Genomic DNA, 21,634 nt, shown 5'->3' with positions numbered 1-21,634 from the left:
CAAGGAGAAGGCGACGCTGCGGCGCCTCGTCGAGGCCGGCACCAAGATCGTGCAGATCGGGTACGCCGGCGAGGGCGACGTCGACGACATCGTCGACGAGGCCCAGGCCGAGGTCTTCAAGCTCACCGAGAAGCGGGCCAGCGAGGACTACGCGCCGCTGAGCGACATCATGGGCGGCGTCCTCGACGAGATCGAGGCGATCTCCAACCGCGAGGCCGGCATCTACGGCATCCCGACCGGCTTCGCCGACCTCGACGAGCTCACCAACGGCTTCCACGGCGGCCAGATGATCATCGTCGCGGCGCGTCCCGCGATGGGTAAGTCGACGCTCGCGCTCGACTTCTGCCGCGCGGCGTCGATCGCCAACAACCTGACCAGCGTCTTCTTCAGTCTCGAGATGGGGCGCGCGGAGATCACCATGCGGCTGCTCAGCGCCGAGGCGAAGGTGCCGCTCAACCACATCCGCAACGGCAACATGACCGACGACGACTGGAACAAGCTCGCCCGGAAGATGGGCGAGGTCTCCTCGGCGCCGATGTTCATCGACGACTCGCCGAACCTGACGATGATGGAGATCCGCTCGAAGGCGCGCCGGCTCAAGCAGAAGCACGACCTGAAGCTGATCGTGCTCGACTACCTGCAGCTGATGAGCTCGGGCAAGAAGGTCGAGTCGCGCCAGCTCGAGGTCTCGGAGTTCTCCCGTCAGATCAAGCTGCTGGCCAAGGAGCTCGACGTCCCGGTCATCGCGCTCTCCCAGCTCAACCGTGGCTCGGAGCAGCGCTCGGACAAGCGCCCGATGGTCTCCGACCTGCGTGAGTCGGGATCGCTCGAGCAGGACGCCGACATGGTCATCCTGCTGCACCGTGACGACGTCTACGAGAAGGAGTCGACCCGCCCCGGCGAGGCAGATGTCATCGTGGCCAAGCACCGTAACGGCCCGACCCGCGACATCGTCGTGGCCTTCCAGGGCCACTACAGCCGGTTCGTCGACATGGCGCACTGACCGTGCTGCTGGTGACTGCGCCGCCGCCTGCCTCGGCAGTTCGCTCGGAGTCGACCTGACGGCCGTCTACCGGCGGTTCCCCAGCAAGGACGACCTCGTGATGGACGTCGCCGACCGGCTCATCGAGCTGATGTTCGTCGACTTCGCACCGCGTGCGATCCTGGACCGGGCCCAACCGCCGCCGGCTCTTGTCCCGGCATGAGGGTCACGCGCCTGACCGGAACATGCCCCGAGGACGATGAAGACTCTCGACGGCGTCACCCGCCGCTGCCATGTCCAGCCTTGCCTCCTTGCTGAGCTTCCTGGCGCAGCCCGGGCACACGCTCGGTGGAGTGAACTGCCGTTCGAGGCTCGACGGGCTTTGGCGTGGGTTTGCTCGGAACCCTCGCATGGCTCAGGGCCGCTTGGCTGGTCTTGGTGCGGGCGGCGTCCATTCTTCCTACGGCCAGGGCCGGTGAGCACCACGTGGGGACGCAGTTGCACGTGTCCGAACACGGCAGGTAGGTATGGGAGGCGTGCCCACACTGCGGGCATGGCATCTCATGTGACAGCGGGTGGGCCTGGGTGTCGGCTGTGTCCCACATGACGAACTCTCTCTCGGGGACCCTGCAGCCCTGCGGAATCTGGCGGGGCTTGCGGTTGTGTGGAGTGAGCGGCGGCCGTTGGCAGGCCGGCGAGGGGCCGTGGGCCGGGCGGGTTTGCCGCCCGGGCCACAGTCTTGGGTCCATGACCGTGGGCGGTCAGCGGTCAGAGCTGGCTGTCAGAGGGGGTCGGTGACCGGGTCTCCGCTGACGGTGCCTGGTGACCACCTCTCTTCGATGCGTCCGAGGCGCCATACGGCGAGGGCGACCAGCCAGGAGCCGACGAACAGGCCGACGATGGCGTAGCCGGCGTAGTCGAGGTTGATGTCGGCGACTGCAGCTACGGGGCCGCTGGTGATGGCGAGCTTGTCGGCGAGCACGCCGGTCAGCTCGATGGTGCCGATCGCCAACGCGGCGACGACCGAGATGGCAGTGATGGTGAGGTTGTAGAAGACCTTGCGAACCGGGCGGCCGAATGCCCACCCGTAGGCCGCATTCATCAGCACGCCGTCGCCGGTGTCGGCCAGACACATGCCGGCCGCGAACAGGACCGGCAGCACGAGGATGGAGTAGAAGGGCACGCTGACCGCCGCAGCACCGCCGGCCAGAACCAGAAGCCCGACCTCGGTGGCGGTGTCGAAGCCGAGCCCGAACAGGAGACCGATCGGGTAGATCTGCCAGGGCCTGGTGACCGACCTGGTCAGTCCTCCCAGGAGGCGGTTGATGGTGCCGCGCGAGTTCAGCTGCCTCTCCAGCTCGGCCTCGTCGTAGCGGCCGGTGCGCATCGCCCGGAAGACACCGAGGATGCCGAGCATGGCGGCCAGGTTGACGACGCCGAGAACCCACAGAAACGCTCCGGACACCGACGGGCCGATGACCGCGGTGATGACGTGAAGGCGAGACGTGTCGCTCTCGACCGGACCGATCAGCGACTTCACGCCTGCGGCGAGCGCGACCGCCAAGGCGAACACGATCGTCGAGTGGCCCAGCGAGAACCAGAACCCCACCGACAGTGGCTTCTGGGCGCCCGCGCCCTCGCGCTGACCGACGAGGTTGTCACTGATCAGCTTGCGGGTGGTGTTGTCGACCGCGGCGATGTGGTCCGCGTCGAACGCGTGGCGCAGCCCGAAGGTGTAGGCCAACACCCCGACTCCGACCGTCAGGATGGGACGGCCGCCCGCGAGCCGGGAGTGGTGCGGGTCGACGACCCCGAACAACAGGCCGAACCCGATCAAGTGGAGTGCGAGGATGACCGACGCCATCGCAGCCAGTTCACGACGGTCGCCTCGGGTCAGGTTCCGCGTGAACGCGCGGAGCGGGTGACGTGCCGCGGGTGGCTGTTCGCAGGTGGGCGTTGCCGACTGGGGCAGCATGGGAGGTCCTCCCGGTCTGTGGGATGAGGCGTCGAGTCGTGGTCGTGGGGGCGTGCTGTCGTGTTGTGGTGAGCCGGGGTGCGGGGGCGCGCTCTGCTCGAAGTGAGAAGCCGCTGCGGGCGCGGCGCGGCGCCCGCAGCGGCTTGTCGGGGCAAAGCGGCTCTTGCAGCCCCGAGACCTCATCCGGAGCAGGCGTCACTCCTTGGGTGCGGGCACCACGTAAGGGAACTTCGTGTCGCGCAGGTGCTCGGCGACCGTGTGCTTGAGCCCCGAGGGGACGGCGGTGTTGGTGACCAGGGACAGCATCGCCTCGGGGGCGTTGTCGGCCAGGGTGCGGCCGTTGCGGCCGGCGAACCCGTACACGGCGGGGGTGCCGACGACGTGACGCATGACGTCGGGGAACAGCTCCCTCGCGACTGCTCGCCCGTAGCCGTCCGGGTCGCCGGAGGTACCGGACGCGGCGACGGTGCTGGCGATCAGGTCGGCCACGTACTTGCCGTCGGCGGCGTAGTCCTCCGACGGGTGTCGGGTGTTGGCGGGGTGGGTGAAGTGCACGTCGTCGGGCCAGAAGATCGGCCACAGCATGGGTTGTCCGTACCGGTTGATCTGGTGCCAGTCGTCGTCTCCTTCGGTGATCCTGGTAGCGCACCACACCGCGATCTCGGTGCCGGGATGCATCTGGAAGTGGCCGTGCGGGACTTCGAGGACGATCGAGTCGACCGTGGTGTCGGTGAAGCTGTTCTGGGCGGTGTCGGGATTCCAGCCGGACAGATCCAGTGCGGTGCCGGTGCGGACGGCACCGTTGACGATGCCCAGTAGCGACAGGTCGATGTAGAACGCGTCGCCGATGCGGCCCGCCCACGCCTTGAGGCCGACGGTCTCCGTGGCCTGACCCGTGCGGCCCTCGAGGACCAGCTCACCAGGAGCCGAGTCGTCCACGGCGTCCGCGCCGGTGAGGACGTGGAGCTGGTACTGCTGGTGACCGTCGCTGTCCGGCTCCTCGAACGTGAGTCGGTAGGTGACCTGCTCCTGCGCGCCTCCGTCGAGGTGGACCTTGAACTCGTAGCGTGCACCGGGCAGGAACGACGGCTCGGCCTGCTCACCGGTCACGTCGGAGTTGACGTTCATGATGAAGACCGTGCCCGTCTGTCCTGGGAAGACGTAGAGGTCGTCGATGTATAGCTGCCCGAGGGTGCCGGCCTGCGCTGCGGCGAGGTGGTGAGACATGGGGCTCTCCTTGGCTGGTGGGAGGTTGACTCGTCGATCGTCGGCCCGGACCGCCGGCGTCTCTTCTGTCGGATGACCTGATGTGCAGATACCGGTCATCTGGCGCGCAGCGATAGCGCTGTCGGCATGCTCCACTGGTGGCATGGTGACCAGTTCGTGGGAGAGCTTCGCGGTCATGGTCGGCGGCGCCAGCGGCGCCTTGACAGGCCTGATCTTCGTGGTCGTCTCTCTCGACCGCGACCGGATCGTGCAGCATCCCAGGATGCGCGCGAATGCGGCTCGCACACTGGTCCTGCTGATCCTGCCCCTGTTGGTGTGCCTGCTGATCCTGGTTCCCGGTGAGCCGCGCTGGGTCGTCGGAGCAGCGCTGCTCGCAGTGGCGGCAACCACGCTCTACGGCCTGTTGCGGATTCCCCGCCACAGTCTGGGATCCGAGCACTCAAGGTTGGCCGAGGTGGTTGACCGACGAGAGACCAGCTACGTCATCGCGGGGCTGTTAGCCGTCGCTGGGATGGTGCTGTTGGCCGACCGCCCTGCCGGGCTCTACTGGATTGTCCCGGCCATCTTCCTAGCCATCCTCACAGGCGTCCTGAACGCCTGGTTGTTCCTCGTCGGCGACCCCCAGGGCTCACGGCCGTGAGGCTCTCAACCCTGTCACGGACTGTGAGCGAGGGCGGTGGGCGGAGGTGCTCACAGCCCCTGCCGGAATCAGACGACACGCAGCCACACAGCAACCCTCCGTGAGGTGCCGGTCGAGATCAGGCGTCCGTTGCGGGAAAGGGCTGTGCAGGAAATCCAAGAGCAGGGGCTCGGTGCGGGGAACAAGGTTCGTCCCTCACCTCGGCGACGGCGTCACGTGCCAGCAAGATGCGTCGACCTCGACGGTCGTGCGCCTGGATGGCACGGATGCATCAGACGGGCCGGCCGCGTGTAGCGGGCCTGAACACCGCGTCAGCGCCAGCGCGGCTGCCCCTGGCCGCCCTCCTGATGCGCCGGGGCACAGCGGCGAGACGCTACGACGTGCCCAGTGCGTCCCTGAGCGTGCTGATGGCCAGCGTCATCGCGCCCCGGGCCGCGTGGGTCTCAGCGAGGGCGTCGAGCATGACGAAGTCGTGGATGATGCCCCCGAAGCGCGCGGCGGTGACGGGCACGCCAGCCGCGCGGAGCTTCGCCGCGTACTGCTCACCCTCGTCGCGCAGGACATCGGCTTCCCCGGTGATCACCAGGGCGGGGGGGAGGCCGGCGAGCTCCTCTGTCGTGGCACGCAATGGCGAGGCGGTGATCTGGGCCCGGTCGCCCGGGTGGGTCGTGTACTGGTTCCAGAACCACTCCATGGCGTCGCGCCGCAGGAAGTAGCCGGTGGCGAACTCCTGGTAGGAGGGGGTGGCGAAGTTGGCGTCGGTGACCGGGTAGAAGAGCACCTGCTGGCGGAACACGACGCCGCCGCGCTGTTTGGCGAGGAGGGTCAGCGCGATGGTCATGTTGCCCCCGACGCTGTCGCCCGCGACGGCGATCCGTTCGGGGTCCAGGCCGTGGTCGAGGCCATGGGCGGCCACCCACTGGGCGACCGCGAAGCTCTCCTCGATCGCGGTGGGGTACTTGGCCTCGGGCGAGAGGGAGTAGTTGGGGAACACCACCGCCGCTTGGGTGCCGACGGCGAGTTCGCGGATGAGGCGGTCGTGGGTGTGGTTGTTGCCGAACACCCATCCGGCACCGTGCACGTAGACGATGACCGGCAGGGTCGCCGGCGCGTTCTGCGGACGCAGGATGCGCACCGACACCTCACCGGTCGGGCCGCCCGGGACGACGGTGTCGACGATGTCGACCGGGTGCTTGAAGACCGGCCCGCCCTGAACCTCGTCCACGGCCTGTCGCCCCTTCTCGGGGCCGACCTCGAACAGGTACGGGGGGTTGGCGGTGGCGTCGCAGAAGGCTTGCGCGGCCGGTTCGAGGTGGACAGACATGGCTTCTCCTCAGGGACGGTGTGATGCGGTGGGTCGACGTCAGAAGCCTGTGCCGGAAGCCACCGTGCCCGCTTCTGCCATCTGACGGGGTCGAGCGACCCGGTCATCCGCCGGTTGCGGCACCAGCGACTGATCTTGAGGCGAAGTCCTGTTCCGGGAGCCGGCAACCGAGTTTGAACCGGCCCGGGGGCTGCTGTTCTGCGGAGCGGGGGCGCCGTGGCCTCGTGTACGGCGCGAGGCTCTACTCGGTACCTTGCTGGCATGCTCGATGTCCGGGTCCTCGGCCAGCTGGAGGTCACGGCGGACGGGAACGCCGTTGAGGTGGCGGCACCCATGCAGCGCGCCCTGTTGGCGTCGTTGGCCATGGCACGCGGGCACGTGCTGACCCGGAACCAGCTGATCGACGCGCTGTGGGCCGACCCTCCGACAACCGCGGTCAACGCCCTCCAGCAACATGTGTCCGCACTGCGTGCCGTCCTCGGTCGCGAGGCGATCGTGACTGTCGGTGGCAGCTACCGGCTGAGCGCAGCGCCGGGCTCGGTCGATGTCGATCGGTTCCACATCCGCGTCGCCGAGGCACGACGTCGCCGACAGAGCCGGGACTTGGCCGGCACGTCCCGTCTGCTGACGGAGGCGGTCGGACTGTGGCGCGGCGCGGCGTTGGCCGACATGCCGGACTGCCCTTTCGTGGCGCCGGCCCGGGCCGGTCTGGATGATGCCCTCCTGGCGGCGGAGCTCCTCCAGGTCGCCGTCAGCATTGACCTGGGGGACGCGGCTGCGGTGACCGATCGCGCGCGAGCGCTGGCTGCTGAGCACCCGTTCAACGAGACCGCCGCCGAGCAGCTGATGCGAGCCCTGGCGGGCGCCGGTCGGAACGCAGAGGCTCTCGAGGCTTACGAGCGGTTCCGGGCCCGCCTGGTCGACGAGCTCGGGGTTGATCCCGGTGAACAGCTGCGGGCCACCCAGGCCGCCGTGCTGGCCGCTGACCCGGCACTTGCGGCACTCTCCACGACGCGCTGGCTGCCCGACACGGTGCCCCGACCCACCGACGCGCTACTGGGGCGAGACGCCGAGCTGACCGAGGTTGAGCGACTGCTGGCGAGTCCCGGAGTCGCGCTGGTCACCCTCAGTGGACCTGGTGGGGTCGGAAAGACCCGGCTCGCGGTGGAGCTTGCTCTGCGTGCCGCGTCCGATCGTGAGGTCGTCTACGTCCCACTGGACGTGGTTCGCACCGCCGATCGGGTGATGCCGGCAGTCGCCGCCGTGCTCCAACTGAGGACCTCCACCGACGCGGACCCGGTGACCCAGGTCGCCACCGTCGTCCAGGGACGTGACCTGCTGCTGGTCCTCGACAACCTCGAGCACGTCATCGGAGCTGCAGCCGACCTGGCCCGGTTGCTCAGGGTGGCCCAGGGCGGAGTACAGCTGCTGGTGACCAGCCGCGAGTCCCTGCGGATCCGCGGCGAGCACCTCGTGCGGGTGAACCCGCTCGCCACCGAGTGGCCGGATGCGGACGCCGGTGATGACGTCGGCACCGGGCTCGCGCTCGGCCTGGACAGCGCGCGGGCGGCGCCCGCGGTCGAGTTGTTCTGGCAGCGGGCCGAGGCCGTCAGCCCCGAGTTCCGCCGCGAGCAGGACCCGGCTGCGGTGCGGGCGATCTGTGAGCAGCTCGATGGCCTTCCGCTCGCTATCGAACTGGCCGCCGCGCGCGTCAACGTCCTTCCGCCCGCGCGAATGGTGGAGCGGCTCTCACACCGGTTGAACCTGCTCACGGCGGGCCCGAGAGACGCGCCCGAACGGCAGCAGTCGCTGCGGACCTGTCTGGAGTGGAGCGTGGACCTGCTCTCCGCCGACGAGCGACGGCTCCTGGCGCTCAGCTCGGTGTTCGTGGGTGGGGCGACGCTCGCAGCGCTGGAGGCGGTGTCCGCGGCCGTGGTCCCCGGAGTGGACTGCGTCGCTGTTGTCGACTCTCTGGTCGCCAAGAGCCTGCTCAGACCGACCGTCGACAAGGGTGGCGAGAGGCTTCTCCTGCTTGAGACGGTCCGCGAGCTCGCCGCCGAGATGCTGGCCGCCCACGGGGCGGACCGTGTGGTCAAGCTCGCCCATGCGCACTACTTCCACGACCTGTTCGCGGCCGAGCCGAACCTGTTGCATTGGCCGCCGCGCAACGCCCGGGAGCTGGCCGCCTGGTCGGCCGATCTGCCGAACGCCCGGGCGGCGATGAACACGCTCGAGGAAGCCGGAGCGACTCAGCTGCTGGCCGACATGGCGGTGTCCCTGCTCACCAGGGCCCAGAACTCCGGTTTCCTGGACGAACTCGATGCGCACTTGACCGCGCTCCGGACTGCAACCGGCCTTTCGCCGCTCATGCAGGTCGACCTCAGGGGCGCCGCGGCGTGGGTCGCCGAGATCCGAGGAGAGCCCATCCGTGCCGGCCACCTGATGGACGAGGCGCTCGCGATGGCGGGAACCCTCGTCAAGCCGGACCCGGCTCAGAAGGGGGCGCTGCACTTGTTCGGTGCCGTCATCGCCTACCACCGCGGCGACGCTGTTCGCAGAGCCTGGGAGTCGGAGAATGCTCGGTCCGCGAGCCTGGCCAGCGGCAACGAAGAGCTCATCGCCCTGGTCGAGACCCTCCAGCCGATGCCGGCCACGGCCGGTGGATTCCTCGCCAGGGCCGAACGGACGTTGGAGACAGCCCGTCGACACGACAACCAGATCGTCGAGTACTACGCGCTGCTGGAGCTCAGCGAAGTCGCGCTGAACAGTGACGACCCGGTGGTGCTGGAGCGTGCAGAACAATGGGGACGTCGCGCGTTCCAGATCGGGTTCCTCCTCGGCGACGTCACACCTCAGGCACGCGGCCTCGGCAACGCCGGCGCTGCCGTCCTGCTCGCTGGCGGACTTCTCAGCCAGGCTGCTGAGGATCTGCGTTCTTCTCTCCAGGGAGCCCGCCGCATCGCCGACACCTCGACCGAGATCGAGGACCTGCTCCGACTGGCGGCGGTGGAGACCGCGCGCGGCTCCACCGAACGGGGAAGGGTCCTGTTCACGGCGTGGCGCGCTCTGGATGCGATAGACGGGCCCAACGTGAGCCCGTCCAACCAACGCATCGTCGACAGGTTCCTGGGCGATCTGTCCCGTCAGCCGCTCGACCCGGAAGACCCGGCGGCGCGCCTGCCTCTCGCTGAGGCGGTCGAGGTCGCTCTCGCTGAGCGACCCCTTCCGGCCCGTTCCGACTCAGGAACCCAACCGGTGCCCACACCGGAGCGTTGATCAGCCCCACCTCGTGTGGTCGCGTGCCGACCGGCCTAGGCCGTCTCGAGGCGCCGGCCGGCCGCCTTCAGCGACCCGTCAGCGGCCCTTCAGCGAGGCGCGCCAACCTCAGCGGGAAGGCGTTGAAGTCTCGGGTCACGCCAGGACCGACCACCGGCGAGGGATGAAGGCAATGGCACAGGAACACGCCGTCCACCACCGTTCTGGCGCTCTGGTAGGGCGCGCACCTGAACAACTCCTTCTCGCGAACTTCGTCTCCAGCAGGGGAGAGGCGGGGCGCAGTCTGCTCCTGACCGGCGACCCGGGCGTGGGAAAGACCGCCTTGGTCGACGAGGCAGCCATGGTGGCCCGTCGGCTGGGCCTGACGGTGCTGCGAGCCGCGGGTGGTCAGCACGAGGTCGACCTGCCGTACGCCGCGCTTCACCAGCTACTCCTGCCCCTGGACGACCAGATCGAGTGCCTCAACGAGGGGGACCGGACCGTGCTCCGGTCTGCCATCAGCGGCGCCGACGCGACCCCCGCCAACCAGCTCGCCGTCGGTCACGCGACCCTGACCGTGCTCCGGCGCCACGCGTGCGGGGCCGGGCTGCTCGTCACCGTCGACGACCTGTCCTGGCTGGACCGGCAGTCGGCGGCCGTACTTGCTTTCGTCGCCCGGCGCATGGACGGCAGCCGGTTGCGGCTCATCGCGGCCACCCGGCAGGTCGAGCCGAGCCCGTTCGACTTGCCTGAGGTCACCGAGGTCACGGTCCCGGCCCTCGCCGAGTCGGCGGCAGAGCTCCTGCTCGAACGCCACCATCCACTGCTTCGCTCAGACCTGCGCCAGCGAGTCCTCAACGAGGCCAGAGGCAACCCTCTGGCACTCCTGGAGCTTGCGACGATCCTCCAGCAGCATGCAGAGACCAACCCGGCTGGGTTGAACGACCAACACCCCATGACCCAGCGTCTCCAGGCCGCGTTCGGTCTCGGTCTCAACTCAGTCTCCCAAGTTGCCCGGCGGCTGCTGCTACTCGCCGCGCTCGACGGCACCGGTGACCTGCGTTTCCTCGCCACTGTCGGCGGACTGCCGAACGGGGCCAGATACCTGATGGAGGTCGAGCAGGCCGGGCTGGCACGAGCCGACGATTCGCAGAGGTTCACCTTCAGACATCCCTTGACGAAGGCGGCTGTCATCGCCGGGGCAAGCTCAGCGGAGCGGAACCGAGCCCACCAAGATCTGGCGAACCTGTACCCCGACCAGCCGGAGCGGCGCGCCTGGCACCTCGCCGCGTCCACCGTCGAACCGGACGAGGGCCTCGCCGCCGCCCTGGAGGTCGCAGCACACCGCAACCTGCGGCGCGGCGAGGCCCGCACCGCCGTGAGGATGCTCGTGAGGTCGGCGGAGCTGAGCCCTTCGGCGCAGGACCGCAGTCGACGGATGGCCCGCGCCGCCTACGTAGGCGTCGAGGTGACAGGCGACCTGGAACGCAGCCCCGCGCGGTTGGCCGACGCGGCGGTCACGGACGCCGCTGCGCAGCAGTCTCTCGAGTCCGCCACATCGTCCGCGGCGTTCCTGCTCACCCGCGACGGCGACGTCGTCGTCGCGAATCGGCTTCTGTCGTTGGCGCTCACCGAGGCAGAAGCCGACGGTGACATCAGTCGCAGCGCACATGAGGAGGCGCTGCACACCCTGCTGCGGACGTGCTCCCTCGGTCGACGGCCAGACCTGTGGGAGAACTTCAACCGACACGTCGAACGACTGCCGGACCCACCCGTCGAGCTCACGATCGGCTGCCGGACCTTGAGGGACCCCGCCCGACTGGCTGGCGCGGTACTCCAGAACCTGGACGTCGCTACCGCGGCACTGGCCACTGAGCTGGATCCGGCGCGCATCGTTCGGATCGCTGCGGCCGGCATGTACATCGACCGGATCGGTGACTGCCGGCACTCCCTGTGGCGGGTGGTCAACGACGGCCGCGCGGGCGGGGCCATCGGCTCGGCCGTCACTGCGTTGTCCCTGCTCGCCCACGACGCCTTCCGAGCCGGCGACTGGGAGGCCGCCGACCGGCTGGCTGGTGAATCGGAGACGACAGCCGAGGCCTGTGGCGGCTATTGGACCCCGAGCACTCGTCACCTCCGGGCCTTCATCGCGGCCGCCCGCGGGGACACCGAGACTGTCGAGCTCATCACCGACGAGCTCCGACGTTGGGCACCCCCACGCGGCATCGGAGCCTCTCCTTGGGCTCCGCGCTGCTTGGCGGCCATCACCCGCGGCGACTTCGACCGTGCCTACCGCGAGGCCACCGTGCCGGGCCCGGCCGGAGTCCTACCCGAGTGCGAGCCGTACGCCCTGTGGATGGTCTTGGACCTCGTCGAGGCCGCCGTTCGGACAGACCGACACGCGCAGGCCCAGAGGCACGTGAAGGCCGTGGAAGAGGCGCGGCTGGGAGACCTGTCCTCACGGTTGGCGCTCCTCGTGGGAGGTGCTGCGGGCTTGACCGCGCCTGCCGAAGAGTGCGTTGAGCTGTTCGCGTCCGCGTTGGCGCTGCCCGAGACGGGACGCTGGCCCTTCGAGAGGGCGCGGGTGCAGCTGCTCTTCGGTGAACGTCTACGCCGCCTCCGCAGGGTCTGCGAGGCGCGGGGCCAGCTTTCCGCCGCCGCGGACACCTTCCGTCGCCTTGGCGCAGGCCCGTGGGCGAGCCGGGCGGTCGCCGAGCTGCACGCCACCGGCCTTGCCCCGACCACCCAACGGAGGTCGACTCGCGGGTGGTCACTCACTCCGCAAGAACACAAGATCGTTGACCTGGCGGCCTCGGGCTTGACGAACAAGCAAATCGGGGAACGGCTGTTCCTGAGCCCGAGGACGGTGGGATTCCACCTCAGCAGGGCGTTCCCGAAACTCGGCGTCGCCTCACGCAGTGCCCTGCGGGACGCCCTGTCGAATCTGCAGCCGCGCTAGGAGCGGGGCTACCGACGCGACCCTCACTGTGTGCACCATGCGCGGGCGATTGGTCAGCGGCCAACTGCTCGATCGCGCCTGGAGGGATTCGAACCCCAACTTCTGATCCGTAGTCAGATGCTTGGCTGGCCGCTTTGAGCCTGCATCGCCCGGCCGACATGCGCCAGAACACTCCCGGGAGCCGCCGCCATGCCAACTCTGCGGAGTCGGTTCTGAAGCCCTCGGCTCGCGGTGACTGCCACGACACGCGTATCTTGTGCCTCGCGCGGTATCGCGGACTGCGTAGTAGTGTGCGATGCATGGATACCACGCAGCTCCTCAAGGGAGTGCTCGATCTGACCGTCCTGGCGGTCGTCGAGAGCGAGGACGCCTACGGATACGACATCGTCCGCCGCCTGCGCGACGGGGGACTGACCGACGTGGGGGACGCCTCGGTCTACGGGACGCTGCGCCGGCTCTACTCCGCCGGCGCCCTGACGTCGTACGTCGTGCCCTCGGAGTCCGGACCGCACCGCAAGTACTACGGCATCACGCCCACCGGCCGCGCCCAGCTCAAGCAGCAGAGCGACGACTGGACCGCCTTCTCCACCACCGTCACCACGCTTCTCAACAAGCAGAGGCCGCAGGGGGTCAGCGCATGAGCACCACCGACACCAGCCCGGTCGCCCCCGAGGTCAGGCACTTCCTGGCCCGCGTCCGCCACGAATTGGCCGACCTGGACCCGGAGGAGGTGAGCGACATGACCGACGGACTCGAGGCCGACCTCACCGAGCTGGTCGCCGAGCGCGGGGCCCGGGCGCTCGGCAGCCCGGTCGAGTACGCCGACGAGCTGCGCGCGGCCGCCGGCCTCGAGGTCCGCGTCTCCGGCCGACCCGGCCGGCCCGGTGCGCCCGTAGGCCGGGCCGTCGGTGAGGCGGTCGACGGGCTCTTCGACTCCGTGCGCCGCCGCGCCGAGGGGCTTCTCGACCGGCTGCCGAGCGACGCCCGCCCGCTGCTCGCCTGGCTGCGACCGCTGTGGTGGGTGGCGCGCGCCTGGATCGCGCTCCAGGTGGCCGTCTGGAGTGCCTCGGCCATGTTCGGGATCGGCTACTACGAGGAGTATTGGGACATCGTCCCTCACGCCCGCGGGTGGGGCTGGGTCCTGCTGGCCCTGCTGGTCGCCGGCAGCGTATTGGTCGGCCTCGGCCGGCTGTGGCCCGGCGGACGCCGGGGCGCGCTCGCGCGGACCGTGCTGCTCCTGCTCAACGTCCTGGCCGTCGGCCTGGTGCCGACCACCCTTGCCATGGTCCGCAACCAGTCGGAGGTCCGCGACGACGCCTACTCGGCCGGCTTCGACTCCGGCTACAGGTCGGGCACGGCCGCGGCCGAGCCGTCGGAGACCGGGATCGACCACCAGGCCGGGATCTACTCCAGCGGCCGCTGGGTGACCAACATCTACCCCTACGACGCCAGCGGGAAGCCGCTCGTCGGGGTGCAGCTCTTCGACCAGCTCGGCAAGCCGATCTCCGTGGTCTCCGCGCCCGAGTGCCCGGACGATGTAGGTGGCTGGACGGTCAACCCGGTCGAGCAGGACACGAACTGCTGGGACGTCAAGGGGACCGGGGAAACGGTGCAGGGACGCGTGCCCTACCCGTGGACCAACGGTGCCACCCAGCTCGAGAACGTCTTCCCGTTGCCGACCCGCCTGCAGGACGACCTGCACCGCGCCGCCGACGCCTTCACCCAGCCCGACCCGCCCGCGATCGGCGAGCTCCCGCTCGAGAGCGTCCCGCCGGTCTCGCTGCCCGGGGTCACGCCGAGTGTCCAGGCGCCGCCGGCCAAGGCTGCGAAGTAGGCCCGTCAGTCGGCGTCGAGGGCGCGCTCGCCAATAGCGGACGCCTCGGCCGTGGGGACGGCCGAGGCGCCCACGACCTCGACGCGACAGGCGTGCAGATCAGGCGGAACACAGGCTGCCGGGCGTCCCACCCGATGCGACGACCCCACGGTCGGCGTGACCGACTGGCCGACACTGACCGTGCGCAGCGTCAGGTTGCCGCCCACGAGACGCACGGCACTGGCTGACAGGCGATCACGGCGCTCTCCGGCAACGCCGAGCCCCTGGCATGGCACCTGGATTCAGTCGGTCCCGTCCGGTGTGTACGGCGTCAGGCAGAAGGGGTGGCCGGCCGGGTCCAGCAACACCTGCCAGCGCAGGTCCGGTTGCTCTGGCACCGTGGCTCCCAGTGCGACCGCTCGCTCGCCGGCCGCGCGGAGGTCGTCCGCCGTCAGGTCGAGGTGCACGATCGAGGTTCCCGGCCAGGCCGGTGGGACATAGCCCTCGAGCCGCTGTGCGACCAGCACCGCGCCGGGCACCTCGATCCCGACGCTCGACTCCTTGGCCCAGAGCCGGCGGCCACCCAGCAGCCCCAAGTAGAAGTCAGCGAGCCGCTGGGGGTCGGGACAATCCAGCGAGATACCCACCAGCCTCGCCGGGCCGAACTCCGTCACAGCGGCACACTAACGACCCTGGGTGATGTGCGGATCAGCTGAGCATTGCGCAGACGTCCTGGCTGCTGCCGGACGACGTGAAGGATGTGACGGTGCCAGACGGATCGGACGTGGCGACGAAGTGACCGACGAAGAGGTACATCCGGCCGGTCTGGGTGTCTCCAGGGCCTGCGTCGCCCGGGAAGAACAAGAACGAGGTCATTCCGCTGGCCCGAATGATGGATCCGCCGTTCGCGGTCAGCACGAAGTCGAGGCTGCCCTGCAGGTCGAGCCTGGTCGTGGCTCCGGAATCCACATTCGTGAGCAGGTCGAGATGGCGGCCGGTCGCGTGGAATCGGCCGTCGTCGTAGGACGTGAGCACCTGGTTGCCTCCGACGAGCTCTGTTCGGAGCGTGAAGGGGCAGGCGATTCCAGCCGGGAAGGTGTTGCTGTTCCCGATCGGCGCAGGCATTCGGTCCGGCTTGCTGGCGGCTGCGTCGGGAGCGAGTGCCACCGCGGACCCCAGCATCATGGCCACTGCTCCGACCAGGAGTCCGCCTCGTCGCACACGCGCTCTGGCCACTCGTCGCCGCTGGAGCACGGGGGCCGAGCCCGCGAGGAGAGCAACAAGGGCGGCGACTGCGAGCGGAGCGATCATCGGGAACTCCCTGGGTCGGTGACTCCCCACGTTCCTCTCGATGCCAGCCGACCGCCATGGTCCGCACGCGCCGATCTGGCCGCGATCGGTGCGGCGCCGTAGTTCGACGGGCGGCACCGGCCCTCGGAGACGTCCGAGAAGTCTGAGCGTCGACAAGCACGTCAGGCCCGGCGAGCCGTGTCCGCCCGGTCCCCTGGCGGCCGAAGGTTGCCGATGTGGCGGGACCAAGTGCCCTCCCGACCGCGCGGAGCGTCTCCGAGACTGGCCGGAGGAGGTGGTCCGGTGTCGAGCCCGGCTGTACGCCTTGCCGTACGACGTGACGTGCCGATCGCGGTCGGCATCCTGGCGTTGCTGGCCGTCGTGCTGTCGTCGTGCGGCTCGAAGACGCCCTCCTCTGTCGAGTCGCCGGTCGCCAGCCAGCCGCACGCGAGGATCGAGTTCGCCCCGGGGCTGACGGAGGACCTCTACCTGCCGGAAGGTGTGTCGAGGGCGCCGCTGGTGGTGCTGGTGCCGGGCGGGGGCTGGCAGACCGCGGATCCGAGCGGGTTGGCCCCGCTCGCTGCGAGCCTTGCCGACGCCGGAATCGCCGCCGCGCCGACGCACATCAGGGCAGCTGAGGATGGGGTCGTCTACCCGGTGCCGGTCGAGGACGTGCTGTGCGCGGTGTCCGCCGCGGTCCAAGGTGCCCGGGAGCGTGGCGTCACGCCGGATCGTGTAGCCGTGCTGGGGCACTCGTCGGGGGCGCATCTGGCCGCACTGGCCGTACTGGCAGCCGCCGACTACGCGCCGAGGTGCCGTTGCCCTGTCGTGACACCTGATGCGCTGATCGGGCTCAGCGGCCCGTACGACATCAGCCGGATCCCCGAGGTCGCGCAGCCGCTCCTCGGCGACGCTCCGGACGCCGATCCGGAGGTCTGGGCGAGCGCCAACCCGCTCGAGCGCGCGCACCTGCGTCCTCAGGTGCCGGTGCTGCTGCTCCACGGAGAAGCTGACCTCACCGTTCCCTCGGACTTCACGACCCAGTTCGCCCGCGTCCTCGAGGACGCCGGGCATCCGACGACCGTGAGGTTGCTGCCGGATGCCGACCACCAGACCGTCTATTCCGCCGCCGTGGCGAGTGGGCCGGTCGCGGCCTGGTTGTCCGCGTTGCCGGCGGAGCCGACAGCACGGCCGAGTGGGCAGGTCTGTCGGTGACAGGTCGCGATGAGCGACCCGGCGACGGGGTGAGCGTCGACCGGAGCGTGTCACCGTGCAGATTCGCGTTGACGTGACATGTGCTCATCGATCGACCGGTAGACCGCGCCCGAACGCTCTGAGCGGCCGGCGGGGAACGGAACCGCGGCCCGGTGGGGGACGGGGGGAGAACTTCCCACCGGGACGCGGCGCTGGGGGTCGGCCGGCCCGTGGTCGGCTTCTTGATGTGGGCGCGGGGCGACGATTCGCGCGGAAGCTGCCTGCCACCGAGGGAGCGCGCCCAGGGACGACTCACAGCCCGATGCCCCCGGGATGACGCAAGGCCCCGTTCGGGCCGGGGTGCCTGTCAATCATCTGGTCGATGAGCAAGGAAGAAAAGCCGCGGAATCGGTCCGGAATCGTGAAGAAGAAGCGGACACAGCCGAGACCTGCATGGAGCGCCGGTCGAGCCGGGCGCATCACTGCTCGGCCTTGAACGAGACCCCGACCCGTTCACCTTGGGCGAAGTAGTGGCGGAAGGTGTAGTAGAGGGGCTGCCACCGATCGAGGTCGATGTGGTTGGTGCCGGGCACAGCGAGGCCGTCGTGGACATGACAGGCGATGATGCGTACGTGGGCGGCGACCGCTTCGTTGCCGTCGCCGAGCGGCACCACCTTGACCAGGCGGGCCTCGAGTTGCACGGGGCACTCGGCAACGCGTGGTGGTGCGACATGAATGCTCGGGACGGGTGTGAGTCCACCCAACCGCCACTTGTCCGAAGCGTGGCGATACCGCCCTTGCTTGGCGCTCGGGATGTCGGTAGCCCCCGTCGTCGGAGCGATCCGTTCAATGCTGGAAGCGAGTGCGGCATCGGCGAGGTTGATGACCAGCTCCTCGGTGTGCAGCACGTTCTGTGTGCCTTGGTTTCCGACCCCCAGGCCCAGCACGTACATGTCTCCGAGCGCCCAGGCCGAGGAGATCGGGGTGATGTTGGCGGTGCCGTCAGGTCCGAGCGTGCTGAGCAGTGCGACCGGCGTGCCGAAGTAGAAGACGCTGGGAAGGATGGTCACTGTTGAGGGAGTCACCCGGCGAGGATGCGTGTGACACGCTTCGGCGCCGACCGAACCAACAGGGGCATAACTTGGTTCGCATGTCGATGACCAGTGCGCCAGACCTGGCTACGGTTGCGCACGCGCTCGCGAACCAAGCGCGGGCGACGATGATCCTCACGCTGCTCGACGGACGAGCATGGACACTGACTGAGCTCGCCTTCGCCGCGCAGGTGGCACGCCCTACGGCGAGCGAACACGTGGACAGGTTGGTGGCGGCAGGCCTGGTGGAGGAGGTCCGCCAGGGCCGGCACCGCTATGTGCGAATCTCGGATGGATCGACCGCCGAAACGATCGAGGCTCTTGCTGCCTTGTCGAAGCGGGTCCGCCCACCGGCGCCGACTCTGCGGGCGCACCGCGCCGACCGTGCACTGCGAGAGGGACGGTCCTGCTACCGGCACCTCGCGGGTCGTCTCGGTGTCGCGCTGTGCGATGGCATGATCAGCCAAGAACTGATCAGCGCAGACTGGACCCTGACCGAAGCTGGTCGGAACTGGGTCGCTGACATCGGATTGATGATCCCCAGCACCACGGGGAGTCCCGGATCGGTCAGAAGGCGGCCGTTTCTGCGCCCGTGCCTGGACTGGACCGAACGCCGCGACCATCTCGCCGGCGCGCTCGCCGACCAGATGTTCGATGAATTCTGTACTCGCGGCTGGCTCCGACGCACATCGAGCTCGCGAGCGGTGGAACTGACCGCGTCGGGCAGGGTCGCCATCGGAGACGTCCTCACCGCAGAGGTCTCTCGCGCCCGCGATTCTTAAGACAATCTGCAAGGTCACGTCGCAAAAGAGGCGCTTTTGCTTGACGATGGAGGCGAGCATGATGACGGCCATGCTCACCGCCGACGACATCAGAGCTCGCGTGGCGGACGCTCTACCCAGCGTCCGCCGAGACCTTGAGGACCTGGTTCGGATCGAGTCCGTCAGCGCTGATCCTGAGCGGGTGGGCGAGGTACATCGCTGCGCTGAGGCGGTGGCGCAGCTGCTCGGTGCCCAGGACTTCGACACGGTGGACATCGTCACGGTCGACGGCGGGCTACCGGCGGTCATCGCCCGCAAGGCGGGCCCGAAGGACGCACCGACTGTGCTGCTCTACGCGCACCACGACGTGCAGCCGGTGAACGACCACGCCGACTGGAACTCCCCGCCTTTCGAGCCGACTGCGCGCGAAGGCCGCCTGTACGGTCGCGGCGCGGCCGATGACAAGGCGGGCATCGCCGCCCATCTGGGAACGCTGCAGGCGTACGGCGACGACCTTCCGGTGAGCGTCATCGTGTTCATCGAGGGCGAGGAGGAGATCGGCTCACCGACGCTCGCGAAGCTGCTCGCGAATCACCGCGAGCTGCTCGAGGCCGACGTCATCGTGATCACCGACTCCAGCAACTGGGACATCGGAGTCCCCGCCCTGACCACGAGCCTGCGCGGCCTGGTGCGCCTGGACGTCGAGGTCCGTACCCTCACCCATGGGGTCCACTCCGGCGGGTGGGGCGGTCTGGTGCCCGACGCCCTGATCGCACTGTCACGCGTGATCGCGAGCCTGCACGACGATCGTGGCAACGTGGCAATCCGGGGTCTGCGCAGCAGTACGGCCGCCGACATCGACATCCCCGAAGAGCGGCTGCGTGCCGCTTCCGGCGCTGTTCCGGGCCTCGAGTGGATCGGCGACGGCTCCGCGGTCGAGAAGCTGTGGACCAGACCGGCGCTGAGCATCACCGGACTCGACGCACCACGAGTCGAGGGGGCCAGCAACACGCTCGTCCCGGTGGCGCGAGCACGTATCTCCCTGCGGATCGCGCCCACTGACACCATCGAGAACGCCCTCGCCTGCCTGACCCGCCACCTCGACGAGAACGCCCCTTGGGGCGCCGCGCTCGCCCATACGGTCGTTGACACCGGCGAGCCGGCCCGGATGGACTCCGCGGGCCCCGTCTACGAGGCGGCGCGCGTGGCGTTGACCACGGCTTGGGATGGAACGCCGCCGCTCGACATGGGCGTCGGGGGATCGATCCCGTTCATCGCGGAATTTCGTCGAGCGTTCCCGAGAGCAACTGTCCTCGTCACCGGGGTCGAGGACCCGGGAACCCGGGCTCACGGCGCCAACGAAGGCCTGCATCTCGCCGAGTTCGAACGCGCCGTTCTCGCGCAGGCACTGCTGCTCAACCAACTCGGCGACCTCTGAGTCAGCCTGCCCGACCACGAAGGAACCCACGACGATGGGCTGCTCCGCCGTCGCCACGTCCAGCCGCCCGGCCTGCGGCGTTGGTCCGCTCTTGCTTCACGATCGAGTCCAAGGTTCATCGCTTTTCTGCGCTCGGATTCACCTGAAGCATTGGCTCAGGGCAAACCCCGTCCACCACGCACATCGGTTCGTCATGCTGCGTGAACTTTCCCCGATCCGAGCGCCGAAGGGAGCACGGTGAGCGCACAGGCTGGAAGCGGCCTCCTCACAGAGGTCGCTGCGTGCGACGAGCCTGACGAGGGATATCGGCGAGGATTGAGGTCCAGGCAGATCCAGATGATGGCGATGGGGAGTGCCATCGGGGTCGGTCTGTTCTACGGCTCTGGTGAAGCGATCGCCGCAGCAGGGCCCGCAGTCGTCGTCAGCTTCCTCGTCGCAGGCACGGTTGCCTTTCTCGTCATGCGCGCGCTCGGCGAACTGGTCGTCTATCGACCGACTTCGGGCAGCGTGATGGACTATGCGAGGGAGTTCCTCGGTCCGTTCGCAGGGTTCGCCACCGGATGGTCGTACTGGATCGCGGCGGTCACGGCATGCATGGCAGAGGTCACCGCCGCGGGCCACTACATCGATTACTGGTTCCCGCAGGTGCCGGTCCCGGTGACGGCGGCCGTCGCACTCTCGATCCTCCTCCTGGCCAACTTCTTGTCGGTGAGGCTGTTCGGCGAACTGGAATTCTGGTTCGCCAGCATCAAGGTCATCGCGGTCGTGCTCCTCCTCCTGCTTGGCAGCGCAGTCCTCGCGTTCCACTTCTCCCCGCTCGGACCCTCGGCTTCAGTGGCGAACCTGTGGCAGCACGGGGGGTTCGCGCCTCACGGGGGATGGCAGGCCGTCTCCGTCCTCGTCGCCGCCTTCTTCGCCTACACCGGGATAGAGCTGGTCGCCTCCACAGCGGGCGAGGCTGTCGATCCCCGCACGACCCTTCGAACCGCCATCCGTCTTCTTCCTCTCCGAATCGGTGTGGTCTACGTCGGTTCGATCGCGGTGCTCCTCGCGCTCATGCCGTGGGACCGCTACGCGGCCGACGGCAGCCCCTTCGTGGAAGTGTTCGCCGGCGTGGGCTTGCCCGCCGCGGGCGGGGTGATGAACTTCGTTGTCCTGACGGCTGCCCTTTCCGGCTGCAACGCCAACATGTACGTCGCGAGTCGGCTGGTGCGGCGGCTGTCGGTCGAGGGGGAGGCGCCGAGTGCCTTCCAGCGGCTGAACAGCCGCCACGTTCCGGCGCCGGCGCTCGCCCTGACGGTCGCCGTGATCGCGCTCGGCGCCCTCGTCAATGTCGCAGCGCCAGAGACTGCTTTCGCTCTGTTCACTGCAGTCGCCACCTGCGCAGTGTTGTGCGGCTGGACCGTCATCGTCTGGTGCCACCTTCGATACCGCGCTGCAGTCAGGGCTGGCCGTCTGCCTCGCAACGACTTCCCGATGCCGGGCGCACCCGTCACCAGTTGGTTCGCCTTGGCCTGCATCGGGCTGATCGTGGTCCTGCTGGCTCGGAATCCGGAAACTCGCCCGGCCCTCGTCGTCGGCGCCGGATGGACCTTGGCCCTCACCGTCAGCTACGCGCTGCTCAATCGCGCTCCCAAGGCTGGCGTGAGCAACGGCTGACGCTCGGCTTCCTGACGTAACCAACC

Annotated in this window: 16 protein-coding genes, 1 tRNA gene and 1 pseudogene; 11 read left to right on the top strand and 7 right to left on the bottom strand. The window is 69.0% G+C overall.

The genetic code is table 11. From position 1 onward, the window contains the following. The coding region (gene dnaB / locus ABD205_RS04235) for a replicative DNA helicase (RefSeq protein ID WP_344042727.1) at nt 1–1,003 on the top strand (1,003 nt) is incomplete at its 5' end. A gap of 760 nt (nt 1,004–1,763) precedes the next feature. Here dnaB and nicT read toward each other — a convergent pair. Together nicT and ABD205_RS04225 are read right to left on the bottom strand one after the other, a co-directional pair. Further along, nucleotides 1,764–2,879: a Nickel transporter NicT gene (gene nicT / locus ABD205_RS04230; RefSeq protein WP_486348418.1), complete on the bottom strand. Its 1,116-nt coding sequence runs from the start codon at nt 2,877–2,879 to the stop codon at nt 1,764–1,766. 273 nt (nt 2,880–3,152) lie between these two features. After that, the gene (locus ABD205_RS04225; RefSeq protein ID WP_344042723.1) at nt 3,153–4,184 is read right to left on the bottom strand and encodes a DUF4331 family protein; all 1,032 of its coding nucleotides are present in this window, start codon (nt 4,182–4,184) and stop codon (nt 3,153–3,155) included. Nucleotides 4,185–4,326: 142 nt separating this feature from the next. Here ABD205_RS04225 and ABD205_RS04220 point away from each other — a divergent pair, with 142 nt between their 5' ends. After that, entirely contained in the window at nt 4,327–4,824 is a 498-nt protein-coding gene (locus tag ABD205_RS04220) for a hypothetical protein (protein ID WP_344042721.1), read from the top strand. A 373-nt stretch (nt 4,825–5,197) separates the two neighbouring features. On the opposite strand, the gene ABD205_RS04215 is transcribed toward ABD205_RS04220, so the two are convergent. Continuing rightward, the gene (locus ABD205_RS04215; RefSeq protein WP_344042719.1) at nt 5,198–6,148 is read right to left on the bottom strand and encodes an alpha/beta hydrolase; all 951 of its coding nucleotides are present in this window, start codon (nt 6,146–6,148) and stop codon (nt 5,198–5,200) included. Nucleotides 6,149–6,409: 261 nt separating this feature from the next. On the opposite strand from ABD205_RS04215, the gene ABD205_RS04210 reads away from it, so the two are divergent. The 3 genes and pseudogenes from ABD205_RS04210 to ABD205_RS04200 all read left to right on the top strand — a co-directional run bounded on the left by ABD205_RS04210 (nt 6,410) and on the right by ABD205_RS04200 (nt 12,362). Further along, nucleotides 6,410–9,424 carry an AfsR/SARP family transcriptional regulator gene (locus ABD205_RS04210; protein ID WP_344042717.1) on the top strand — a complete coding sequence of 1,005 codons (3,015 nt, stop codon included), beginning with the start codon at nt 6,410–6,412 and terminating at the stop codon, nt 9,422–9,424. 163 nt (nt 9,425–9,587) lie between these two features. Then, nucleotides 9,588–10,049 (top strand): annotated as a pseudogene (locus ABD205_RS22620) (ATP-binding protein); the annotation flags it as partial. 99 nt (nt 10,050–10,148) lie between these two features. Beyond that, entirely contained in the window at nt 10,149–12,362 is a 2,214-nt protein-coding gene (locus tag ABD205_RS04200) for a LuxR C-terminal-related transcriptional regulator (RefSeq protein WP_344042713.1), read from the top strand. Between the two features lie 76 nt (nt 12,363–12,438). Here the strand turns inward: ABD205_RS04200 and ABD205_RS04195 are convergent. Beyond that, a tRNA-Arg gene (locus ABD205_RS04195) sits at nt 12,439–12,503 on the bottom strand. A 158-nt stretch (nt 12,504–12,661) separates the two neighbouring features. Between ABD205_RS04195 and ABD205_RS04190 the strand changes: the two genes are divergently transcribed. Together ABD205_RS04190 and ABD205_RS04185 are read left to right on the top strand one after the other, a co-directional pair. After that, nucleotides 12,662–13,003 (top strand): PadR family transcriptional regulator, encoded by a 342-nt coding sequence (locus ABD205_RS04190; RefSeq protein WP_344042711.1) that lies wholly within the window; start codon nt 12,662–12,664, stop codon nt 13,001–13,003. Continuing rightward, nucleotides 13,000–14,196: a hypothetical protein gene (locus ABD205_RS04185; protein ID WP_344042709.1), complete on the top strand. Its 1,197-nt coding sequence runs from the start codon at nt 13,000–13,002 to the stop codon at nt 14,194–14,196. The genes ABD205_RS04190 and ABD205_RS04185 overlap by 4 nt, the downstream gene beginning before the upstream one ends. Nucleotides 14,197–14,477: 281 nt before the next feature. Here the strand turns inward: ABD205_RS04185 and ABD205_RS04180 are convergent, their stop codons facing one another. Both ABD205_RS04180 and ABD205_RS04175 read right to left on the bottom strand, forming a co-directional pair. Beyond that, entirely contained in the window at nt 14,478–14,849 is a 372-nt protein-coding gene (locus ABD205_RS04180) for a VOC family protein (protein ID WP_344042707.1), read from the bottom strand. Between the two features lie 34 nt (nt 14,850–14,883). Then, nucleotides 14,884–15,360, bottom strand: coding sequence for a hypothetical protein (locus ABD205_RS04175; RefSeq protein ID WP_344042705.1), 477 nt, complete (start codon nt 15,358–15,360; stop codon nt 14,884–14,886). A 408-nt stretch (nt 15,361–15,768) separates the two neighbouring features. On the opposite strand from ABD205_RS04175, the gene ABD205_RS04170 reads away from it, so the two are divergent. Then, nucleotides 15,769–16,680, top strand: coding sequence for an alpha/beta hydrolase family protein (locus ABD205_RS04170; protein ID WP_344042703.1), 912 nt, complete (start codon nt 15,769–15,771; stop codon nt 16,678–16,680). Nucleotides 16,681–17,138: 458 nt separating this feature from the next. Here ABD205_RS04170 and ABD205_RS04165 read toward each other — a convergent pair whose 3' ends face one another. Continuing rightward, nucleotides 17,139–17,744: a flavin reductase family protein gene (locus tag ABD205_RS04165; RefSeq protein ID WP_344042701.1), complete on the bottom strand. Its 606-nt coding sequence runs from the start codon at nt 17,742–17,744 to the stop codon at nt 17,139–17,141. A 65-nt stretch (nt 17,745–17,809) separates the two neighbouring features. Between ABD205_RS04165 and ABD205_RS04160 the strand changes: the two genes are divergently transcribed. The 3 genes from ABD205_RS04160 to ABD205_RS04150 all read left to right on the top strand — a co-directional run bounded on the left by ABD205_RS04160 (nt 17,810) and on the right by ABD205_RS04150 (nt 21,608). After that, nucleotides 17,810–18,532: an ArsR/SmtB family transcription factor gene (locus ABD205_RS04160; RefSeq protein WP_344042699.1), complete on the top strand. Its 723-nt coding sequence runs from the start codon at nt 17,810–17,812 to the stop codon at nt 18,530–18,532. Between the two features lie 70 nt (nt 18,533–18,602). Beyond that, entirely contained in the window at nt 18,603–19,949 is a 1,347-nt protein-coding gene (locus tag ABD205_RS04155) for a dipeptidase (RefSeq protein WP_344042697.1), read from the top strand. Nucleotides 19,950–20,186: 237 nt separating this feature from the next. Next, nucleotides 20,187–21,608 (top strand): amino acid permease, encoded by a 1,422-nt coding sequence (locus tag ABD205_RS04150; protein WP_344042695.1) that lies wholly within the window; start codon nt 20,187–20,189, stop codon nt 21,606–21,608. The last annotated feature ends 26 nt before the right edge of the window (nt 21,609–21,634 follow it).

It is taken from the genome of Nocardioides panacihumi, from assembly GCF_039530925.1.
Lineage (GTDB): Bacteria > Actinomycetota > Actinomycetes > Propionibacteriales > Nocardioidaceae > Nocardioides > Nocardioides panacihumi.
Note: the sequence above shows the minus strand (reverse complement) of the source record. Positions and strands in the feature narration are given on the sequence as shown.

What these genes read in the sequence shown, in the direction of transcription:
- ABD205_RS04160 (WP_344042699.1), top strand. Translation starts at nt 17,810, where the DNA reads ATGTCGATGACCAGTGCGCCAGACCTGGCTACGGTTGCGCACGCGCTC.
- ABD205_RS04155 (WP_344042697.1), top strand. Translation starts at nt 18,603, where the DNA reads ATGCTCACCGCCGACGACATCAGAGCTCGCGTGGCGGACGCTCTACCC.
- ABD205_RS04175 (WP_344042705.1), bottom strand. Translation starts at nt 15,360, where the DNA reads ATGATGCTGGGGTCCGCGGTGGCACTCGCTCCCGACGCAGCCGCCAGC.
- ABD205_RS04220 (WP_344042721.1), top strand. Translation starts at nt 4,327, where the DNA reads ATGGTGACCAGTTCGTGGGAGAGCTTCGCGGTCATGGTCGGCGGCGCC.
- ABD205_RS04185 (WP_344042709.1), top strand. Translation starts at nt 13,000, where the DNA reads ATGAGCACCACCGACACCAGCCCGGTCGCCCCCGAGGTCAGGCACTTC.
- ABD205_RS04215 (WP_344042719.1), bottom strand. Translation starts at nt 6,148, where the DNA reads ATGTCTGTCCACCTCGAACCGGCCGCGCAAGCCTTCTGCGACGCCACC.
- ABD205_RS04190 (WP_344042711.1), top strand. Translation starts at nt 12,662, where the DNA reads ATGGATACCACGCAGCTCCTCAAGGGAGTGCTCGATCTGACCGTCCTG.
- ABD205_RS04210 (WP_344042717.1), top strand. Translation starts at nt 6,410, where the DNA reads ATGCTCGATGTCCGGGTCCTCGGCCAGCTGGAGGTCACGGCGGACGGG.
- ABD205_RS04225 (WP_344042723.1), bottom strand. Translation starts at nt 4,184, where the DNA reads ATGTCTCACCACCTCGCCGCAGCGCAGGCCGGCACCCTCGGGCAGCTA.